This window comes from Planktothrix pseudagardhii, from assembly GCF_904830925.1.
In the GTDB taxonomy this organism is placed as follows: Bacteria; Cyanobacteriota; Cyanobacteriia; order Cyanobacteriales; family Microcoleaceae; genus Planktothrix; species Planktothrix tepida.
In genome coordinates, this window is record NZ_LR882967.1 from 3,117,865 (window position 1) to 3,138,803 (window position 20,939).

Consider the following 20,939-nt stretch of genomic DNA (forward strand, 5'->3'; position numbering starts at 1 on the left):
AGCAAAAGAATGATTAACTAGCAAATGGAGTCAGAAGGATAAATAAGTTTTTTTTGAGATAAGGAGTTAACAGATAAATTCTGGTAATCAATAACTCGAAAAAAGTAATTGAACAAAAAAATTGACCTAAAAATCCGTCTAAGAATCACAGAGAGATTCATGACTAAAAAAGTAATAGCAATTGCTGTTTCGGAAGTATGAGCTAGTTTATTCATAATCCGATTCAGGCTAAATCTTCTTTTCCCTTGGCCAAATTTCCCCTCAATGGAATTCCGAATTTTTTCATCCTCTAACGCCTGTTTCTTAGTAGCTTTACTAAGATTTGCTGACGGTCTCCCTAATGGGAGGCCACTGATTCTAATTCCTCTGTCTTTACACCAAGCTCGGTTGTCTCTAGTCCGGTAAATTTTATCTACATGGACTGATTCAGGATAATGCCCCGTGTATTCTTTAAAAGCCTCTATTTGTGTTTTTAAATCACAGGATTCGTTAAAATTATCCCAACTAATCCGGTCAAGAAATACATATTCATCCAGACAACTCGCAGACAATTTAGCACCAAATTCTACTGACGTTCCGGCTTTACCTCGCACAATCGGACGAATATGAGGTTGGCTCAAACTGACGATTCTATCGGAAATGCTCTGTTTGTTATTCTCATACATCCATTGCTGTTGACGGTAAACTTCTGATATTACTAATAAACTCTTATATTGCTTGTTATTTAAGCAATCTAGCGTTGCTCCATTGTCGATGAGTTGGTCTATATGTCCTAAGTTTCGTTTAATATATTGCAGTTGTTTTTTAACTGCTTTTCGTCTTTTTTGTCGGGAAGGTCGGCGTTGTTTGGCTACTTCTAGGTAGTCTTTTCTGGCTGTTTTTCGATAAGTTCTTGGTTTCTTTTCTGATTTATCCTGACGACTTTTATGCAAACTATCAATGATTTTTTCTGTCTGTTCTCTGGCTTTATTTAAAATTTTTAAGTCTGTTGGATATGTGATATCCGCAGGTGCACAAGTCGCATCAGCTATTAATTTTCCTCGGTTTTTCCTCTCACTTCCCTCTTCAGCTTCTGATTGATTTTCTGAGGCTGGCTCGGAACTCGCCTCTCGCATTCTTTTGACCATTAACCGATTAACTTTATTCACTAAATTTACATTGATTCTCGTCCGAAAGTGCACTAACATTGAGGCATCAAATGGAGCTTCGTTCCTGTATTCTGACAACCCGATAAAATACTGCAAGTAGGGATTTTCTTTGATTTGTTCTACTGTTTCTCGGTCGCTTATCCCTAATTTTTCTTTAATGATTAAGGCTCCTAATGCCATTCTAAATGTTTTGGCGGGTGCTCCCATCACAGATGAGAATAATTCTGCATATTCCACTTCAAATTCTTCCCACGGTATCCATTGAGCCATGATTACCCAGCGATTCTCTTCTGAGAGTTTTCCCTCAAATGGCAGTTTGAACTCTTCGGGTGGTGTTTTCTGTTGTTCGTCTTTACGGTACATTTTCCCCAACTCCTGCCAGGTTTTTGCGCTATTTTACACCCATCCCTTGCACCTGATTCATTTTTTCTTGTCTTCTCCTCCCGCCTGTTCTGGCTTTTCGCCTTTTTTCAGCAAGCCCTAATTAATGCCGCAGATGAGGCACTTTATCAAGCCAAAACCCAAGGACGAAATCGAGCCGTTAGCCGTATATTATAGGTGATAATTTAGGGTTAAATCAATTTTTTCTCCCCTTGATTTTTTGCAGAAAATCAGAGATCTCAGCCACCAGCCATTCTTGTTCCAGTTCTTCTAATGAAGAACCAAATCGATGCTGAATAATACCCTCATACAATATACAATCTTTTACAGATTTATTGCCCGCCTCATCTACAGTATATGTTATTAAAACTTTTTCTAAATCTGCCGTTTCTCCTTGTGATATCCAATTTAGAAATAATAATTTATTGTGAATCATAAAATCTTTATGATCAATTTTAATTTGAGTTTTGCTGAATAAGTCCGAAAGAACACCGTAAAATAAACCAACAAGAATAAAAGGTGAGAATAATAGAAGTAAAATTAAAATGTTAAAATGAGAGCTCATATTTCCAAAAAAAACAATAGTGAAACACCACCCATATAGATCCTGACAGTGAAAACCCCTTGGGGGAATATCAACCACTAAGCTTCGGGATGTTTTTTGGATTTTAACTCGACTTCCTTTCAGCTTTTTATGATGAACCTGAATCCCAGAAGCATTAGAAGACGCTATTGTAGAATTATTTTTGAGCGCATTTAAAGCTGAGTTTGCAGACTGAAATCGATCTTCTAATATGGGTTCCAACATTCTCTCTAACCAGTCAGCAAATTCCGGTGAGATGTTGACAGTAGAACGAAAATTAATTTCCATTCGCTTTTGAGGAAGTTCATCCGGGGAACGATGGGTTAATAAATACAATAAAGTTCCGCCTAAACTATATAAATCTGATGCAGGATAGGCTTTTCCCCGCAACTGTTCCGGCGGCATATATCCAATAGTTCCAACAAAGGTTCCACTAACAGACATGGTGTTGCGGTAAACATCTTGAACGGAACCAAAATCGACTAGAAAGACGGTTCCATCCGCTTGTCGGATAATATTTTGCGGTTTAATATCCCGATGGATAATAGGCGGGTTAAGTTGATGTAAATAGATAAGAATTTCTAAAATTTCAACCGCAATTTGCTTGATTTCAGCTTCAGTTGAATGCCAACCTTTTTCAAGCCAAGCATTTAAAGACTCTCCAGAAACTAATTCTCGAATTAAATAAAATTCTCGGTCTTCATCGGTATCAAGGTGAAAATAATCCAGATATTTAGGAATTCCGGGATGATTCAAATAAGCGAGAACTTTAGCTTCTCGTTCAAACAATTCTAAGATTTTCCAGTCTTTGCTTTGTCGTAAGGAAACTGATTTCACCGCAACTCGTTGGTAATTGCTGAGATCTTCAGCTTCATAGGTAATTCCCATTCCGCCTTCGCCCAAAGCGGTAACGATGCGATAGCGTTGAGCAATTATATCATTGGGTTGGTGTAGAGTCATATTCTTCTGTTGAACCCTTTATTTGTCTATTATGTCTCAAGTATAGCAATCCTAAATGAGTCATGATGATAAATTAGCCTAAAACCCAAGCACAGCAAGGCTCCAATATTACAACCTATTTGGGATTGCTATAGCAGTATTATAGATAAGTGTAATTATCCTCTCTCTTAATTGATCATTATGGAATGGACAACAGAAGCCGAAACTCGTTTGAAAGAAATCCCCTTTTTTGTACGTCCGGCGGCTCGAAAAAAGATTGAAAAATTCGCTCAGGAATTAGGGGTTACTCAAATTACTGTTGAAGTTTATGAGCAAGCTAAACAAAAATTTAATTAATAGGAAACAAGACAATGGGGAAACTACAAGCGTTAATTTTTGATGTGGATGGAACCTTAGCGGATACAGAACGTGATGGTCATCGCATCGCCTTTAATCAAGCTTTTCATGAGGTCGGTCTTCCTTGGAATTGGTCAATTGATTTATATGGTAAATTATTGGCAATTGGGGGAGGGAAAGAGCGTATTCGTTATTATATTGAACAATATGAACCGGAGTTTTTATCAACGGAAAACTTAGATGATTTAATTGTAAATTTGCATCAGTTAAAAAATCAATATTATCGAAAATTATTAGATCAAGGTTTAATTCCTTTACGTCCTGGGGTACAACGGTTAATTCAAGAAGCAAAAGAAAAGGAAATCAGGTTAGCGATCGCAACAACCAGTGCCTTACCCAATGTTTTAGCGTTATTAGAAAATACAGCTATTCATCCAGACTGGTTTGAAATTATTGCGGCTGGAGATATTGTTCCCGCTAAAAAACCCGCCCCAGATATTTATTTTTATGTCTTAGAAAAATTAGGATTAAATTCAGCAAATTGTTTAGTATTTGAAGATTCTCATCATGGATTTTTAGCATCAAAACAAGCCGGATTAAAAACAATAATTACTGTCAATGATTATACAAAAAATCAAGATTTTACTGATGCCATATTAGTCGTTAATCATTTAGGTGAACTTGAGCAACCGTTTACAGTATTAGCGGGGGATATTTCCGAAAAAAGCTATTTAGATTTAGCATTAATTCAATCTGTTTTTTAAACTTAGAAAAAACGAAACCGTTTGATTTTAGCTTGTTAACAATCTCATCAAATACAACCGTTTCTATTTGATAAGTTTGACAAAATAAAATCTTAACAAAAATTTACAATTAACACTTGATTTCCCTGACCTCTGCTTTTAACCTTAATACCAAACAATAAATTTTTACCTATTTTTGAATATATCAAAATAGAATAAGTTGAGGAAAAGGAAAGTATGAATGCTCAGTCTGGAAAAACTCTGATTGTCGTTGATTCTAGCGTTGAAAACTATCAAAGCTTAGTTGAAACGTTACCCTCGAATGCTGAAGTGATGATTCTGGATGCGACCCAGGATGGAATTGAGCAAATTACAAACGCCTTATCGCAACACAGCAATATTGACAGCATCCAAATCGTTTCTCATGGCGCAGACGGACTGTTGCAATTAGGAACAACAACCTTAACCTCTGAAGCGCTAAATATTTATACTCAATCTTTAAGCAAATGGGGAGAAAGTCTAACCCCCAATGGAGATATTTTATTATTAGGATGTAATGTCGCTGCTTCGGAAACAGGCAAAGCTTTTGTACAACAATTAAGTCAAGTTACCCAAGCAGATATTGCTGCCTCCGATGACCTGACTGGTAATATAAACCTGGGGGGAGATTGGTTATTAGAATATGCGACGGGGTTAATTAACGCGCCCCTAGCTTTTCAAATTGAAGCGATGAACGCTTATCAAAGTGTATTAGCAAACTTTTCTGTCAGTAACGCTGTTGAATTAACCAATGCTTTAAATCAAGCCCGGAATAACTTTGAACCGGATCAAATTACTATAACGGGTAATATTAACGGATTTTTTAATTCGTTTAATCTCGATCTTCAGGATAACGAACCTCTCTCAATTATTGGGAACGGTAACACAATTGATGGGGGGAACAGTGCTCAAATCTTCACCATTGTTAATGGAAAAATTGTTCTCTCTAATCTAATTTTGCAAAATGGTTTAGCCAAGGGAGGGGATGGAATTACTGGCGGTGGCGGTGGTTTGGGGGCGGGAGGTGCGTTGTATGTCCAAGGCGGGAACGTCACCGTTGAGAATGTCACCTTTACTAATAACCAAGCTAAAGGCGGAAATTCTTTCGACGGGGCGGGACGGGGCGGAAGCGATGGAAATGTTGGCGCAGGCGGGGGAACTGGAGGGGGCTTAAACGGTAATACAGTTGGGGTTGGTACAGAAGGTGGCGGTGGAGGAAAAGAAAGCCAAGGGGGTTCAGGGGGTCAGGGTGAATTTGGGGCTGGCGGTGGTGGGGCTGGCGGTGGTGGCGGTGGAACAACAGCACCAGACCAAGGAGGGAATGGTGGTCAGGGGGGTAATGGTGGCTTTGGAGGGGGCGGTGGCGGTGGCGGCGGTGGTGGCCAAGATAATGATACGTTTAGTGGTAATGATCACGGTAGCGGCGGTAGTGGCGGTTTCGCTGGAGAATTTGGAGGCGGTGGTGCTGGGGGTATTGGAGGCGGTGGGAGCAGAAACGGGGGTCAAGGAGGGGGCGGTGGCGGTTTAGGGGGAGCAATTTTTGTCAACAATGGTGCATCTTTAAACCTAATTAACACCAACTTTTATAACAACCGTGCAGAAGGCGGTGTTGGTGCAGAGAATGGCCAAGGCAGAGGCGGGGCTATTTTTATGATGGGAGGTGCTACCGTTAATACGGTTGGCACAAATTACGGTGGAAATTCTGCCTCAACAGATAATGCTGATGTATACGGAAGTACAGGGACTCTTACCCTTCCCACACTCAATATTTTTAGCTTAACAAACCCTTCAGAGCCTCTTACAAATGGCTCTTTCCAATTGATACTTGATCAAGCTTTTTCTAACGATATTACTGTTAATTATAATATTACGGGAACGGCAACCCAGGACACAGATTATACAATTCCCGAAAGCATCACAATTCCGGCGGGTCAAACTGTTGCTCAAATTCCCGTTACAATACAAGATGATACCCACTTTGACCCCAATGAAACGATTATTTTGACCCTAGCAACCGGGAATCAAAATTTTTATAATATTGGGGTTTCTAATAGTGCAGAATTAACCATTGAAGATAACGAACCCGAAGTTAGTATTACTGCCGGAACTACCCCTACAGAAGAAAATGAAACGGCTGGAACCTTTAATCTTAACTTGAGTAAACCTGCTCCCGATGGTGGGCTTGCTATTGGCTACACAATCATGGGAACAGCTACCTCTAAAGATGATTATACGGCTACTTTAAACGGTACAGAACTTCCTACGGATTTTATTATTATTCCTGCCGGAGAAACCAGTGCTGAGATTAATATTAAACCTGTTGACGATAGCTTAATAGAAGCAGAAGAAAATTTAAAAATTAGTTTAATTGAACCTACCGATTTAGAAGGTTATGCTGTTCAAGATAGTCAAGGAGAAGCCACATTATCCATTACAGATAATGAAAAACAGCCTATTGTTAAATTAGGGAAAATCGGCAACCCTTCAGAAACGGGGCCAACATCAGGAAGTTTTAGTATCTTTTTAGCTGATCCCGATACTGGAAAATTATTAGAAAATCCTCCCCTCAAAAGTGACGGACAACCGTTAGGATTAGAGGTTTTCTATGAAATTAGTGGAACAGCCAAAAATGGCTCTGATTATTCTCCCTTATTATCTTCTTCTATTACCATTCCCCCTGGAAAAACCAGTGCGGCTCTCCCTTTAGAAACCCTAGATGATCTGATTGATGAAAACAATGAAACGGTTAAAATCACCCTCAAAAATGACAAGCCAGATGGGGCTATTTATACCATTGATACCACACCGATAGAACACAGTATTACTGATAATGATACGGTAGGAATTACCGCTTCTGCTATCAATGGTTCAACTCACGAACAGGGAGGAGAAGCGAGTTTTACCGTTAGACTGAATAGCCAACCGGAACAACCTGTTACCTTTAATTTTACCAGTTCTGATACCACAGAAGCTGAACTTCAAACTCCATCTATTACCTTTAATAGTAGTAACTGGAATCAAACCCAAACGGTTAAAGCGAAAGGGGTGGATGATACTCAACGAGATGGCGATATTACCTATAATATCAAAACGAATATTAGCAGCGATGATCCAAACTATAGTGCACTGAAATTAGAGGATATTACGGCGACTAATATTGATGATGAAACTGAAAATGTTTTAATTTCTCAGTCCGATGGGAGTACAGAAGTCAGCGAAGCGGGAATAACAGATAGTTTCCAAGTCGTTCTTACGGGTTTTCCCATTGATAATGTGGTTGTTAATGTTACCCCAGATTCACAAATTGATCTCGGTAATGGACTGGGAAAACCCATTGCTTTAAATTTTACCCCGGAAAATGCCAGTACACCTCAAATCGTGACGGTTAAAGCCGTTGATGATGACGTTGTAGAAGGTAAACAGATTAGTAATATTAGCTATATTGCTAATAGTAATGATCCGCTTTATGTTGGGTTAAAAGGGAATGTCAATGTCGCAATAACGGATAACGATAATCCGACGGTTAAAATTAAACCCGTGGGAAATGGTAGCGAACAAAGCTTGATTCCTGGTGTATTTCAGGTGCTATTAGATCATCCTGCACCCAATGAAGGATTAACCGTTAATTATACCGTTTCTGGAGTCGCAAATCCGGGGGGAGATTATACAATTGTTGGGTTAAATACGATTAATAAATCCGGTTCAGTTTACATTCCACCGGGAGAAACAGGAGTGAATTTAAACGTTACCCCAATTCAAGATTTAATTACTGAACTAGGAGGAGAAACGGTCAGTATTAAATTAGAAACGGGGTCAGGATATGAAATCGGAACTGTTGATCCCGTCAGCGTCCTGATCACCGATGATGATGTACCAGGTGTGCGTGTTCTGGAAACCGGAAACGGGACTCAAGTTGTTGAACAAAATCCAACTCCACCCAATTTTAATAAAACAGATACTTATCAAGTTTCTCTTACCAGTTCTCCGGCTATTGGTGAAACAGTTACCATTAAACCCAAGTACGATAGTAATCATTTACAACTGCTTGATGCTGGGAAAAATCCTATTACTGAACTTAATTTTGATGCGACGAATTGGAACCAAGCTCAAACCATTACTGTTGTTGGTGTAGATGATCATAAAGCCGGAACCCTAGAACAACTCATCACCCAAAGTTCTAGTAGTACCGATGGAACTTCTGCTTATAATAATGGGGAAGAAATCAATGGTAAACCCCTTCCTACTGTCAATGTTGCTATCAGTGAACCCACCTATAATTCTAGTGAAATTGCAGATGGATTAGCCTTACTTTTGGATCAGATCGCCGAAAGTTTGAAGCAAATGTTGAAAGATACCAGTATTCCGATTATTGGTTCTCTCAGTGGTACTGAACCCGCCTTTATTGACACCTTAAAAAATAATATTATTAATGAAATCAAAAAAACAGCTAATCTCACTCAAGACAAGTTACAAACCTTATTAACGGATAAATTAAAAGCGGTTTTTCCCGATGTTCAGGTAATTTCCGATGCTCTTCCCCAAGAAATTTCCTTTGATATTGATCTGGGAAATAGTTATAATATAACCGCTAATTTATCTCAAGATTTTGGTTTACCCGCCTTGGGTTTAGAAGTCGATGGTCAAGCCAAAACAAATTTTCAATATGATCTCAACTTAAAGTTTGGTTATAATCAAGATTATGGCTTCTATGTTGACACGGATAAAACCAAACTTACCGCCGATGCGTTAGTCGGTTTAGATGATAATTTTAACGCGCAAGCTAACCTGGGTTTCCTAGCACTAAATGTTGCGAATGGAGCCGAAGATAAAGTTAACGGTGGAACTCAAAAAACCCAAGCAGAATTTAAAGCTGACTTGGGATTAGAAGATATTGATCTGAATGCAGAAGGCGATTTAGTTGAGGATTCTGGGGATGGAAACCGACTCACTTTAAAAGAATTAAAAGGGTTTAACCAACTTCGGAAAACCAATCAAGCCAGTCTGGAAGATTTGTTTAATATTAATATTGATGCTAACGCTAAAGTCGGGTTAAAAGCGAATACCAGTTTTCTAGGAAATGCAGCAATTCCTTCTTTTAATTTTGAGTTAGTCGGACAATTTGATGCTCTAAAAGTAGACGGTTTTCAAGTCACTGGCCCCCAAACGCCACAAATTAGTTTTCAGAATGTTAACATTGATTTAGGGAGCTTTGTTAGTAACTTTGCTAAACCGATTTTAGAGCAAGTTGATCAAGTTTTAGAACCCTTCCGTCCTTTGGTAGATGTTCTTATTAAAGATACTCAATTATTATCAAAATTAGGATTAGCGGGATTCTTTGATAAGAAATGGCCGATTCCGAATGGAGGGGATGGTCAAGTTTCCACCTTAGAACTTGCGGATGTCATCTTAAAGCTTTTAGGGAATGAACTTCCTCCCAGCGTTTTCAAATTTTTAGATACTTATGTCAAGATTGATAACTTTGTCCAACAAGTTAATAGCTTACCCGCAGACCAAAAAATCTTAATTCCTTTGGGGAATTTTACCTTACCTAAATTAGAGGATTTGAGTCATCTTAGTTCTAGTGAAGTGAATCAAATTAGCCAAAGTAGCACTAGCCTTAAAGATGATTTTGACCAGATATTAAAGACAACAACCGATAGTACAAAACAAAAAGCAGCCGAATTTCTCAAAGGATTAACAACCGATCTTTCTTTACCCAGTCTTGACGATGTTCTCGCTATTCAACAAAATGTTAATCTTCTCAAAGACGAACTCGAAAATATCTCAAAAACCACAACGGATACAGCCAAGCAGGAAGCGATTAAATTTCTCCAAGATTTCGCTGACCGCTTACCCTTATCAAAATTTGCCAATTTCAGCAAAATTAATTTAAGCGAGATTAAGCAACAAGCAACTGACGTTAAAACCGAACTGGATAAGATTATCCAAAATCCCGGAAATTCTAGTCAAAAATCCATCACTGAATTTACTAAAAGTTTCACCTATGGAGATGGAAGTAATCAATCTTTATTTGATATTCCCCTGCTGAAAGATCCGATTAAGGCGACTGCTTTATTATTAGGTCAAGATGTTCCTTTATTTACCTTTGATGTTCCTGAAGTTGCGTTTAATGTAGGAGTCCGAAAAACCTTCCCCATTTATGGCCCGATTCGTGGTTTATTAGAAGGTAAATTTGGCGCAGCCGCCGATTTTGCAATGGGTATGGATACCTTCGGTTTGCGTCAGTGGAAAGCCAAAGATTTTGCCGCCAATCAAGCCTACCGTATCCTAGATGGATTCTATATTAGTGATCGTGAAAATGCAGATGGTACGGGTGCTGATGTTCCCGAAGTTAAACTCAATGCTACAATTGCAGCCGGAGCCGGTTTAGATCTTTTAGCTGTTTCTGGTTATCTCAAAGGCGGAATTGAAGGATTATTTAACTTAGATTTAGTAGACCAAGGTGAAGCCAATAAAACCGATGATGGTCGCATTCATGCAGTTTCGGAAATTGCTCCCCGTCTTGATGATTTTTTAAGTTTATTAGGAGAAATTAACGCTTTTCTGGGAGCCGAAGTTAATCTCTTTGGTGAGACTGTATATGATGAACATTTTGCCACCTTTAATTTAGCGAAATTTAAAATCGGTAATAGCAGTATTGGAAAAGTACAGGATGGTTATATTGCGGGAGCAACTGTTTTCCTGGATGCTAATTTTAATGGAATTCAAGATTATGCTGACCTCAATCATAACGGAATTCGAGATTTTGAGGATCTCAATAATAATGGAATTCGAGATACCTATTCAGTCCCCGATCTTGATACAGGAGCAACCATTGAACTTCTCGAACCCTTCAGTGAACCTTTTAGCGAACCCAGTACCTTTACCAGTCCAGATGGTAGCTACAATCTCAATATTTTAGATAATTTCGATAAGAATGGCAACGGCATTATTGATGCTGATGAAGGTCGAGTTATTGTTATCAATGGAGTTGATACATCAACATTCCTTGACCAAAGTATTCCTCTAATCACCGTACCCACAGCCAAAATTGCATCCCCCCTAACATCCATTGCTACAAAACTGATAACGCCTGATTTTGAAACGGCTAAAACTGAAGTTAAAGAGGCTTTTAGTCTCCCCTCAAATTTGGATGTATTCGCAGATATTCCCACTGATGTAGAGATAGGAGTTTTAGCGTTAAAGGTACAACTTCAAAACCTAATTATCACCGCCACACAGACCCTTTCACAAACACCTTTTGTCGGTTTAACAGTTGATTCCGCCGAAGTAAAAGACCAGGCGGGTTTACTCTACCTTGACAGCAATAATAATAACCAGTTTGATACAGGAGAACCTGAAGTTATTAGCGATCGCCTTAATGGTAAAATTCGCTTTTTAGATCTCGATGGTAATCAACAATTAGATAGTGAAGAACCTTCCTCTTCTATGACAATGGGAGAAATTGCTAAGGAAATCTTCCAAAGTGTTGCAACCCTAATTGAGCAGGGAAATACACCGAATTTGAGTGATAAAACCGTTGTCAAGAATTTACTTGAAAATGCAATTACAACTTTAACGAACCAAGATCCAAAACTCAATCTCAATGGTGATATTTTAACTCAAACTGTTCAAGAAATTATCGATAATAATAAAATTATTGATAGTATTCTGAATAATAGTTCTGGATTTTTGGATCAAGCAAATGCTCGGAAGCAAATGCTTCAATCTTGGGTTTTCTTTGATGCTAATGATAATGGAATTCAAGACGCTAACGAACCCTTTGCCTATAAGGCCAGTGATGGTACTTATGAGCTAAATATTCCTGTTGATCAATTTGATAAAAATGGTAACGGTCGCCTTGATCCAAATGAAGGAAAAAATGTTGAAATTGAAGCCTTTAAATCCGTTGAATTAGCAACAGGTTACTCCCAATTGGTTAGTAATCCCTTGGCGACTTTAGTTCGATTATTAGCTGAACCCGTTAATCCCGAAGCAGCACAAACCCAAGTTAAAACGGCTTTAGGACTTCCTAATGTTAATCTTTATGAATTTGATGCCCTTAAAGAAATCGCTAATGGCAATCAAGAGGGGTTAATTGTATTTAGCCAACAAGCTAAAATTTATAATACCTTAGTGCAACTCTCTGAGTTTTTGAGTAGTTCTTCAGCCGGAGGGATGAGTACCGCATCTGATCAAATTTTAGACGAAATTATCAAAAAAATTAATCAACCCAATGGCACATTAAATGTCAGCGATTCCACTCAAATACAAGGGATTATTAAAGCAATTAAACCTGATATTACAACTAATCTAGCCACAGGTGTTGCTAATATTATCGTTGCTGGAAATATTCGCATTGATCAAGTTATTTCAGATCCAAATATCGATTTAGTTCAAAAATCAATTCAAATCGCTAAAATTCAGCAGGTCGTTCAAGGAAAAACGGCAACCGATTTGCAAAAAGTAGGAACCGGAAGTCTATCTATAGAACAAGCGATTGCCGATCATACAGGTGAAGCTTTAACAACCCAAATTCAAGCTGCAACGGCTCAAGATCCGACTTTCCAACTGGATATATTAAATAACACTCCTGAAGCGAATGCTGACAATAATATAACGACTTTAGAAGATACTCCCATAGTTATTAATGTGCTAGAAAATGATCAAGATGAGGATAGTAATGACACACTGAAAGTAACAACTGTTGGCAGTTTAGAAACGAATGAAGCCGGACAAATTACAGCAATTCTTCCTGAAAGTAGTCAAGGTGGAACCTTAGAAGTTAGCACCGATGGTCAAACCATTACTTATACTCCTGCTCTTAATTATTTTGGTGAAGATAGCTTCTTTTATTTAACAACGGATAGTAAAGGCAATGTTGCCAATGCAGAAGTTAAAATTAATGTTCAATCTGTTAACGATAGTCCTATACGGATAGGGGAAATTCCTGATCAGATTGATATTCAACAAAACCAATCCTTTAATCTGAATCTCTCGACTTACTTTAGTGATCCTGATGGTAATATTTTAACGTTCTCAGCACCAGAACTTCCGAATAACTTAAGTCTTAATCCAGCAACGGGCCTAATTAGTGGTATTCCTACTATTAATACTGTTAGTCCATTTGTTATCACTGTTACAGCTAGTGATCCTAGTGGAGCGAGTATTAGTGATCAGTTTAACTTAAGTGTTAAAGCTATTCCTCAACCAACGCCTCAGCCAACTGTTGAACCCACCCCTGTACCAACACCAGCACCGACTGTTGTACCAACACCTACACCAACACCTGTACCAACACCTACACCAACACCTGTACCAACACCTGTATCAACACCTGTACCAACGCCTGTACCAACTGTTGAACCTACCCCTGTACCGACTGTTGAACCTACCCCTGTACCAACTGTTGAACCTACCCCTGTACCAACTCCTACACCAACTATTGCACCCACTCCAAAACCCACACCAGCACCAACTGTTGCACCAACACCAGCACCAACACCAGCACCAACACCAGCACCAACACCAGCACCAACACCAGCACCAACACCGGAGCCAACTGTTGCACCAACACCAGAACCAGCACCAACACCGGAGCCAACTGTTGCACCAACACCAGAACCAACACCAACACCGGAGCCAACTGTTGCACCAACACCAGAACCAGCACCAACACCGGAGCCAACTGTTGCACCAACACCAGAACCAACACCAACACCGGAGCCAACTGTTGCACCAACACCAGAACCAACACCAACACCGGAGCCAACTGTTGCACCAACACCAGAACCAACACCAACACCGGAGCCAACTGTTGCACCAACACCAGAACCAACACCAACACCGGAGCCAACTGTTGAACCTACCCCAGAACCAACACCAACACCGGAGCCAACTGTTGAACCTACCCCAGAACCAACACCAGCACCAACTGTTGCACCCTCTGAAACTTCTTCAGACAACACGGGTGACAAGGTATTTAATATCTATGACCCCACTGACTTAATTAAACCGATCACTTTTCCGAACTTACAACCCAATCAAAATCTCTTAAACTCCTCTGTCGTAACTGATCGAGACGATACAATTATTGGCGGTCAGGATGACAATCAAATTGCAAGTGGTTCAGGAAATGACCGAACTTTTGGGAGCTTGGGGAATGATACAATTTCAGGCGATAGTGACAATGACTGGATTAACGGCAACCAGGATAACGATCTTATTAATGGTGCGGATGGCAAGGATGAAGTTTTCGGTGGACGCAATGACGACCAAGTGCGGGGAGGTAGTGAAGACGATAGTGGGTTTGGGGGTTTGGGAGCCGATTTAATCGAGGGTAATGAGGGTAACGACATCCTCTATGGCAACCCAGATAACGATACAATTTCCGGCAACTCCGATCAAGATTTCATCTGGGGTGGTAAAGGAAATGATTTACTCGATGGTAACTCTGGTGATGATATTCTCTTTGGAGACAATGGAGAAGATACCCTCGATGGTGGAGAAGGAAATGACCAACTCATCGGCGGAAACGATAATGACCTACTCGTAGGAGCCGAAGGTGCAGATACCCTCACGGGTGGGGAAGGAAGCGATCGCTTTGTCCTCGTCTCTGGATATGGCCCTGATATGATTACTGACTTTACCCAGGGTCAAGATCTGATTGTTCTCGATGGGGGTTTGAGCTTTGAGCAACTGAGTCTAACCTCGGTAATGGGTACGACTCAAATTCAGGTGAATGGAATACTTCTGGCAACCCTCAATAACGTTGATGGGACTTTGCTAACTTCAGAGGACTTTACGACTTCTATTTTCTAAAAGTTGAAAGAGTTGTCATCCGTATCAACCCAATCGGAAATCCCTTTTAGCAATCGCACTGGTATGATAACTACCATCTCCCATTACCACAAGAGATTTCACCGTCTAGCACATCGATGACTGTTTTTGTGGGTGGAGGTGGGACTTCCTCAAAGGTAATTAGATACCAAATTCCGTGAAGTTGGTGATATTCATGATATTCATCCAGTTTCACCACATCCGGTCGCCAGGAATTCCATCTCTTGCGAGGTTGGTTTGCAGACGCACACAGAATTCCAGTTTCTGGATGCACATAAAATTTGTCTGTGTAATGGCTGTCTAAGCGATGAGGAATGGAAAAACGCCGATGGGTTCTTTTGCTGTAAGGTATGCCATCAATCAGTTCAACGTGCCGCTCAACGAATTCCCATAGATGAGTCAGAACGTGCTGCCCTGCCATGGTTTTAGTATCTAATTGCTGGCACAATTTACTGTAAACTTCATTCCAGGGTTGCCCAACGTGCGATCGCAAAAACCGCCGCAGTGGCCCTAGCTGATCAGAGAGATGCTTCGATTTATTTCTAGGTTTAATCAGGTAAGGACTGAGTAATCCATCCTGACTAGCTTCCTCGGTGAGTTTATATAATTGCTTCTTAAAACCTTTCAATTTTTTGAGGCTAATTCGCATTCCACCACGAGGACGTTCAATGACAACTTCGCTCAAACGATGTTCGCTCATATTGCAGGGAACAGGGAATAAAGAATAGAGAGAAAAAGACTTCATCACCGTTTGTTTCGGTGCATTAGCCTTTATAAAACACCGTTCTGGCGACTGTTAAACTTGCGGTTATGTCCATATACTTTAACCGTAAACAGCTTCAGGACGGATGATTAAATCACCACTGGGACGGTGATCAACTACATAAGTAGAAAGTCGATTTCCATCAACATCTAAATATCTTGAAACTCGTTCTTTCACTGCTGTATCACTCATCCCTTGAGTAATTTCCAGTTGGGTTTCTGATAGGTCGAGCGATCGCCCTTCAAATCGAATATGTACCATTTTTATTACCTCTTACTTGATTAAAAAGTGGATTCTGGTCGGAGTTGAACCGACATCTTTCTGTTTGCAAGACAGATGCTTTCCCAGTTAAGCTACAGACCCCTATTTGGCAGGAGTGGTAGGGGTCGAACCTACACAAATCGATTTAGAAGATCGATACCCTTTCCATTAGGCGACACTCCCACAGTGATTGAACATGGGTCGCCAGAGATTTGAACTCTGACCCGTCTGCTTAAAAGGCAGCTACTCTAACCGTTAAGCTAACGACCCAAATGATCTAATTTGCAGGATTTTTCAGCTTCTCGTGGGTTTAGCATACTAAAGTGCTTTTATATGTCACTTTTAGAAATTTGGTACACCGAGCAGGACTCAAACCTGCTAATAACGCACTTATCGGGTGCGCGCGTCGATCACTTCCGCCTTCGGTGCTTGGTACTCCTGACAGGAGTTGAACCTGCAACGCATCGCTTCTAAGGCGATCGCCTCTGACCGTTGGGCTACAGGAGTGAGAAATGGGAGGGATACAGGGGACTGTTTACCTCCCAACTGCCCCGCCAGGGTTTGAACCTGGAATCTCCGCTTTCAAAGAGCAGGATGTTGCCAATTACACCACAGGGCATTGGATGCAGGAGTTGGGGTCGAACCAACCTCTCTCTGATTCAGAGTCAGAGCGACTTGCCAATTGTCCATCCTGCAATAAGTGGCTGCCCCAGTAGGACTCGAACCTACAACCTCGCGGTTAACAGCCGCTTGCTCTGCCATTGAGCTATAGGGCAACAAGTGGGAAGTGACGGAATTGAACCGCCTTCTCGCCGTCTTCAGCAGCACGTGAGCACCAGCTTCACCAACTTCCCGAAGCGGAGGCTAAGAGAATTGAACTCTTGACGGCGTTACCCGCAGGCGTTTTCAAAACGCTTTCCTCGTCCGTGCCGGACAACCTCCACAATTGGCGAGAACGGAGAGATTTGAACTCCCAATCTTCGGTTTCGTAGACCGATGTGTTCTTCCGATTACACCACGTTCTCACTCATCGGAGCGAACAGGAATTGAACCTGCAATGGCGATAAAACCACGACTGTTTAGCAAACAGCTTGCCTTACCAGTGGCGATCGCTCCAAAATCAATGCCATGCAAGTTGAAAAAGCTGTTGATTCACACACAGGACTTGAACCTGCAATGGACTGTTTATGAGACAGTTGCCTTACCATTAGGCGAGTATGTAAGCTTTTTCGATCAGGGCACGGCAACGCACAGACAAGGATTTGAACCTTGATCTACAGTTTTGGAGACCGTAATGTTTCCGTTACACTATCTGTGCATTGGACTCCAGGGAGAGAATCGAACTCTCGCAAGTTGGTTTTGCAGACCAACGCCTTTCCACTGGGCGACCTGGAGATTGGATCAAAATGTAGTATTTATGAAGTTTTCAAGGTACTGGTTGCTGATGTCAGCAGGGGTTAGAGGAAGCAACACCGAGGATTAGCACCTCTGTGTTTCATCTCATACTACAACTATAATTGCTATACTACAATCTGTCAAGAGTATACTACAAAATTTTTTAGAAGGGACAGAGCAATCGCAGACAAAATCGTTGGATTGCTTTCTGGTAGAGGGTTTGCCCATTAGGCTTTGGCAAAAAAACACTACCTGGTTCTGGAGTCTGTATGATTGCTGAGTTTGTTGTGTAAGGGGGCGAGGAGAATGCGGATCATGGAAGACTGTAGTATTGGCAATACAAAACCAAAGATCGGTATACTATACTTATTGATTTGTAACCTTTAATTTTTAATCTTTTTTAGCATAATCAAGATAATCTAATTTTGGATACTAACAACAACCGAGATCTGGAAAAATATTACCTCTACTTGCTTGAATTTTGATATCGTTATTCATGGCTTTTTATTTTATTTAATTGACGTAATAGTTCTAATTCATCATCCACATCACCATTAATTTTGGATAATTCATCAAATTTAGAATGATCTTGACTATCACCCTCTAATATAGATTGATAGCTAGATTGATGAGTTAATTTATCCTTCAACTCTTTCAGATTTATTAGGTTTTGATTTAGGAGCTTTATAGTTGCCTCTTGCTCAATTAATTGCTTTTTTAAATAATCTCTATTAAGTACCGATTGTTCAATAATTTTTTGTGTTTCTTGAATAGCTGTTTCTAACATATTTTCTGGATTTTGATTAGGTTTGGGTTCATTAAGGGTATGACTAGAGTGATCTTGATCTTCTCTATGAGTAGCTTTTTCAAGTTCTTTTACTTTCTGTTCTAACCGTTCAAATGCTGTTGATGTACTGTGAGTATTAACTCCATTTATCAAATTTTCTAATTGTTGGTTGGCTGTATTTTGTTTACGTTGTTTTAAATAATTAATTTGTGATTTTACTTCTGCAATTTTATTTTCTAATTGCTTCACAGTACGCTTAAATACTTCTAATTCTTGTGTTTTCTCTTCCAGAATTTTTTTAGATTTTTCTGCAATTTTACGTTCTGGAACCTTTTTTTCTAACTCTTTCCTGGCTAAATCCTCATTTCCTTCCTTTAATGCTAATTCTGCACGGCTATGCAATTTATTAGCTTTAGAATTAGCTTCCTCATATTCTAGTTCAGTTCGTTTTATAACAGCAGTGGTATGATCGACTGCTTGACGCATTTTCGCTAAATTTTCTTGCATTTCAGCAAGAGTTGAATTTAAAAATTTCTCAGGATCTTGTGCTTGTGCTGTTAAATCATTAAGGTTAGCCTTAACTAATCTATTAATGCGATCAAATAAGCTCATAATAGAAGTTCCTTTATATTATGGAAAGCCAGAGCCTCAAAAAAGTATCCCCCGCGAGACACGAGGAACGAGGGTTTAAGAACCGATCGCATCTCTTAAAGCATTTTGGGTCATCGCTGCGATCGCTTGATCCGTCGCTTTTGGAAGGTGATAATATTTCCCCCCCGCCGTTTTTGCTAACTCCTTGGCGAACCCCGTAGAAATGAATTTACTTTCGGTATCTATCACTAACAATTGAATTCCTAACCCCCGAATTTTCCCCGCAATTTCTAATAGTTCTTTCTTAATATCCGGTTTTTCTCCCTCAATTTGAGGTTCTCCCAAAGACCGAGATAAGGGAATATTCCCCCGTCCGTCGGTAATGGCCACAATCACCACTTGACCAATATCCCCCGACTGTTTCGCATTCACCCCGACTCTCACCGCCTGGGTTAACCCATGCGCTAAGGGCGACCCACCCCCACAGGGTAAGCGTTCCAGCCGTTTTCGTGCCGCAGCAATAGAACGAGTGGGGGGTAACAACACCTCCGCCTGTTCTCCTCGGAAGGGAATTAATGACACCTGATCCCGACTTTGGTAGGCTTCCGTTAACAGTTGTAACACCGCCCCTTTTGCCGACTGCATCCGGTTCAGAGCCATTGAACCCGACGCATCGACGACAAACACCACTAACGCCCCAGATTTCCGGGCTAACCGTTTGGCGCGAATATCCCCTTGTTCCACAATCACTTTTCGCCCCGGTTCCCGCAGACGTCGGGCTTGTTGATAGGGCGCTGCCGCCCGTAATGTCGCGTCAACGGCAATTCTTTGGACTTTCCCCTTGGGTAAAACAGGCTTAATGTATCGCCCCCTGTCATCGGAAAAAATCACGCTGCGGCTGCCCGATTTCCCTTGACGGTTCGCCATTTGGGTAAAATACAAGACGCTATCATCGAGGATCACCCCTTCTGGGTCAAAAATAAATTCTTCGGGGATAGTCGCCTCCTCTTCTTCCGGGGGGTCGGGTTGGTCTTCGTCGTCTTCCTCTTCCTCCTCTTGGTCTTGGGGAGATTGATCTTGAGGCGGTGGAGGTGGTGGGGGTTGCTGTTGCTGTTGTTCAGGAGGTGGCACAATTTTAGCACGGGGAACAATCACAAGTTCGACGGCTCGGCGTAAATCGTCAGCACTAACCGTTGTCCGTCCTTCTAAAGCAGCCGAAGCTTTAGCCACCCGCACCGCAAACAATTCGGCTCGATGACCTTGGACTCCTCCCCGCACCGCTTCTTGAACTAAATATAAGATTTGGTCAGGGGTAATTACCACATCTTTTAACCATTCTCTAGCTAAAATAATCTGGGTTTTCAGATCATCTAATTCTTGGTTATATTGAGTTAAGAAATCCTGGGGCGATCGCGCATAATCCATCACTTGATCTACCGCTTGCACTCGTTCATCTAAACTGAGAACTCCATCGGCGGATAAAGCGATCGCAATTCTATCTAATAAATGATCTCGTAACGGCCCTTCTTCCGGGTTAAATGTCGCGATAAATAACGGTTTACAAGGATGTTCAAAACTAATCCCTTCCCGTTCAATTAAATTTCGTCCTTCTGTGAGAACCGTTAATAATAAATTAGCAATATTATCATCTAACAAATTGATTTCATCCACATATAAAACCCCTCGGTTTGCTGTGGCTAAAAGTCCGGGTTGAAACACTGTTTGTCCTTGTTTCACCGACTGTTCTAAATCCACCGAACCCACTAATCGATCTTCGGTAATGCCTAACGGAACCTGAACAAAGGCGGTGGGGACAATTTCAGTGGGTTGGCTTTCGTCAACAGGTGCGACGTTGGCTATTGAACCTTTAACAATTTCTATCGGCGGTAACAAAGCGTGTAACGCCCGCGCCATAACGGATTTAGCCGTTCCCCGTCTGCCAGCAATGACCACGCCACCCAAACCGGGGTCAACCGCCGCCAGTAACAACGCGAGTTTAATGGCATCTTGTCCGATGACCGCAGTTAAGGGAAAGGAGGTGATCGTAGGGGCGCTAACGGGCGCAGACATAGCTTTAGAAATGACAGAACAATGTCTTAGAATAGCAAAAAAG

General features: G+C 40.8%; 9 protein-coding genes and 14 tRNA genes. 3 read left to right on the forward strand and 20 right to left on the reverse strand.

Translation table 11 applies throughout. The annotated features are described in order from the left end of the window. Window positions 1-17: 17 nt before the first annotated feature. Together NMK36_RS13180 and NMK36_RS13185 are read right to left on the reverse strand one after the other, a co-directional pair. Window positions 18-1,511 (reverse strand): IS5 family transposase, encoded by a 1,494-nt coding sequence (locus NMK36_RS13180; protein WP_254173932.1) that lies wholly within the window; start codon window positions 1,509-1,511, stop codon window positions 18-20. Between the two features lie 214 nt (window positions 1,512-1,725). Continuing rightward, window positions 1,726-3,072, reverse strand: coding sequence for a serine/threonine protein kinase (locus NMK36_RS13185; protein ID WP_254173933.1), 1,347 nt, complete (start codon window positions 3,070-3,072; stop codon window positions 1,726-1,728). A 180-nt stretch (window positions 3,073-3,252) separates the two neighbouring features. On the opposite strand from NMK36_RS13185, the gene NMK36_RS13190 reads away from it, so the two are divergent. The 3 genes from NMK36_RS13190 (at window position 3,253) to NMK36_RS13205 (ending at window position 15,011) form a co-directional block, all read left to right on the forward strand. Continuing rightward, entirely contained in the window at window positions 3,253-3,408 is a 156-nt protein-coding gene (locus NMK36_RS13190; protein WP_042156555.1) for a PCP reductase family protein, read from the forward strand. Window positions 3,409-3,422: 14 nt separating this feature from the next. Continuing rightward, window positions 3,423-4,172, forward strand: coding sequence for an HAD family hydrolase (locus tag NMK36_RS13195; RefSeq protein WP_254173934.1), 750 nt, complete (start codon window positions 3,423-3,425; stop codon window positions 4,170-4,172). A gap of 216 nt (window positions 4,173-4,388) precedes the next feature. Next, the gene (locus NMK36_RS13205; RefSeq protein WP_302184658.1) at window positions 4,389-15,011 is read left to right on the forward strand and encodes a DUF4347 domain-containing protein; all 10,623 of its coding nucleotides are present in this window, start codon (window positions 4,389-4,391) and stop codon (window positions 15,009-15,011) included. A 70-nt stretch (window positions 15,012-15,081) separates the two neighbouring features. Here NMK36_RS13205 and NMK36_RS13210 read toward each other — a convergent pair whose 3' ends face one another. The 18 genes from NMK36_RS13210 to bchD form a co-directional block, all read right to left on the reverse strand. Then, on the reverse strand, window positions 15,082-15,729 hold the full coding sequence (locus NMK36_RS13210; protein WP_254173935.1) for a hypothetical protein: 648 nt from the start codon (window positions 15,727-15,729) through the stop codon (window positions 15,082-15,084). A 123-nt stretch (window positions 15,730-15,852) separates the two neighbouring features. Then, a complete protein-coding gene (locus NMK36_RS13215; protein WP_072721224.1) occupies window positions 15,853-16,053 on the reverse strand; it encodes a hypothetical protein in 201 nt (66 codons plus the stop codon). A 28-nt stretch (window positions 16,054-16,081) separates the two neighbouring features. Next, window positions 16,082-16,155: transfer RNA gene (locus NMK36_RS13220), tRNA-Ala, on the reverse strand. 5 nt (window positions 16,156-16,160) lie between these two features. Continuing rightward, window positions 16,161-16,236, reverse strand: a tRNA-Arg gene (locus tag NMK36_RS13225). A 14-nt stretch (window positions 16,237-16,250) separates the two neighbouring features. Next, window positions 16,251-16,323: transfer RNA gene (locus NMK36_RS13230), tRNA-Lys, on the reverse strand. A gap of 81 nt (window positions 16,324-16,404) precedes the next feature. Beyond that, window positions 16,405-16,482: transfer RNA gene (locus NMK36_RS13235), tRNA-Ile, on the reverse strand. Between the two features lies 1 nt (window position 16,483). Beyond that, a tRNA-Leu gene (locus NMK36_RS13240) sits at window positions 16,484-16,560 on the reverse strand. A gap of 39 nt (window positions 16,561-16,599) precedes the next feature. After that, window positions 16,600-16,672 (reverse strand) — tRNA-Gln (locus tag NMK36_RS13245). A 1-nt stretch (window position 16,673) separates the two neighbouring features. Continuing rightward, window positions 16,674-16,749, reverse strand: a tRNA-Gln gene (locus NMK36_RS13250). A 5-nt stretch (window positions 16,750-16,754) separates the two neighbouring features. Further along, window positions 16,755-16,829 (reverse strand) — tRNA-Asn (locus tag NMK36_RS13255). A 5-nt stretch (window positions 16,830-16,834) separates the two neighbouring features. Continuing rightward, window positions 16,835-16,907: transfer RNA gene (locus NMK36_RS13260), tRNA-Phe, on the reverse strand. A 93-nt stretch (window positions 16,908-17,000) separates the two neighbouring features. After that, window positions 17,001-17,078, reverse strand: a tRNA-Arg gene (locus tag NMK36_RS13265). 6 nt (window positions 17,079-17,084) lie between these two features. Further along, window positions 17,085-17,169: transfer RNA gene (locus NMK36_RS13270), tRNA-Ser, on the reverse strand. A 37-nt stretch (window positions 17,170-17,206) separates the two neighbouring features. Continuing rightward, window positions 17,207-17,275, reverse strand: a tRNA-Met gene (locus NMK36_RS13275). A gap of 25 nt (window positions 17,276-17,300) precedes the next feature. After that, window positions 17,301-17,371: transfer RNA gene (locus NMK36_RS13280), tRNA-Trp, on the reverse strand. A 2-nt stretch (window positions 17,372-17,373) separates the two neighbouring features. Next, a tRNA-Cys gene (locus NMK36_RS13285) sits at window positions 17,374-17,448 on the reverse strand. 490 nt (window positions 17,449-17,938) lie between these two features. Beyond that, on the reverse strand, window positions 17,939-18,847 hold the full coding sequence (locus NMK36_RS13290; protein ID WP_254173936.1) for a PspA/IM30 family protein: 909 nt from the start codon (window positions 18,845-18,847) through the stop codon (window positions 17,939-17,941). A 75-nt stretch (window positions 18,848-18,922) separates the two neighbouring features. After that, window positions 18,923-20,896, reverse strand: coding sequence for a magnesium chelatase ATPase subunit D (gene bchD, locus NMK36_RS13295; RefSeq protein WP_254173937.1), 1,974 nt, complete (start codon window positions 20,894-20,896; stop codon window positions 18,923-18,925). Window positions 20,897-20,939 lie beyond the last annotated feature (43 nt).

What these genes read in the sequence shown, in the direction of transcription:
- NMK36_RS13180 (WP_254173932.1), bottom strand. Translation starts at nt 1,511, where the DNA reads ATGTACCGTAAAGACGAACAACAGAAAACACCACCCGAAGAGTTCAAA.
- NMK36_RS13185 (WP_254173933.1), bottom strand. Translation starts at nt 3,072, where the DNA reads ATGACTCTACACCAACCCAATGATATAATTGCTCAACGCTATCGCATC.
- NMK36_RS13190 (WP_042156555.1), top strand. Translation starts at nt 3,253, where the DNA reads ATGGAATGGACAACAGAAGCCGAAACTCGTTTGAAAGAAATCCCCTTT.
- NMK36_RS13195 (WP_254173934.1), top strand. Translation starts at nt 3,423, where the DNA reads ATGGGGAAACTACAAGCGTTAATTTTTGATGTGGATGGAACCTTAGCG.
- NMK36_RS13205 (WP_302184658.1), top strand. Translation starts at nt 4,389, where the DNA reads ATGAATGCTCAGTCTGGAAAAACTCTGATTGTCGTTGATTCTAGCGTT.
- NMK36_RS13210 (WP_254173935.1), bottom strand. Translation starts at nt 15,729, where the DNA reads ATGAGCGAACATCGTTTGAGCGAAGTTGTCATTGAACGTCCTCGTGGT.
- NMK36_RS13215 (WP_072721224.1), bottom strand. Translation starts at nt 16,053, where the DNA reads ATGGTACATATTCGATTTGAAGGGCGATCGCTCGACCTATCAGAAACC.
- NMK36_RS13290 (WP_254173936.1), bottom strand. Translation starts at nt 18,847, where the DNA reads ATGAGCTTATTTGATCGCATTAATAGATTAGTTAAGGCTAACCTTAAT.
- bchD (WP_254173937.1), bottom strand. Translation starts at nt 20,896, where the DNA reads ATGTCTGCGCCCGTTAGCGCCCCTACGATCACCTCCTTTCCCTTAACT.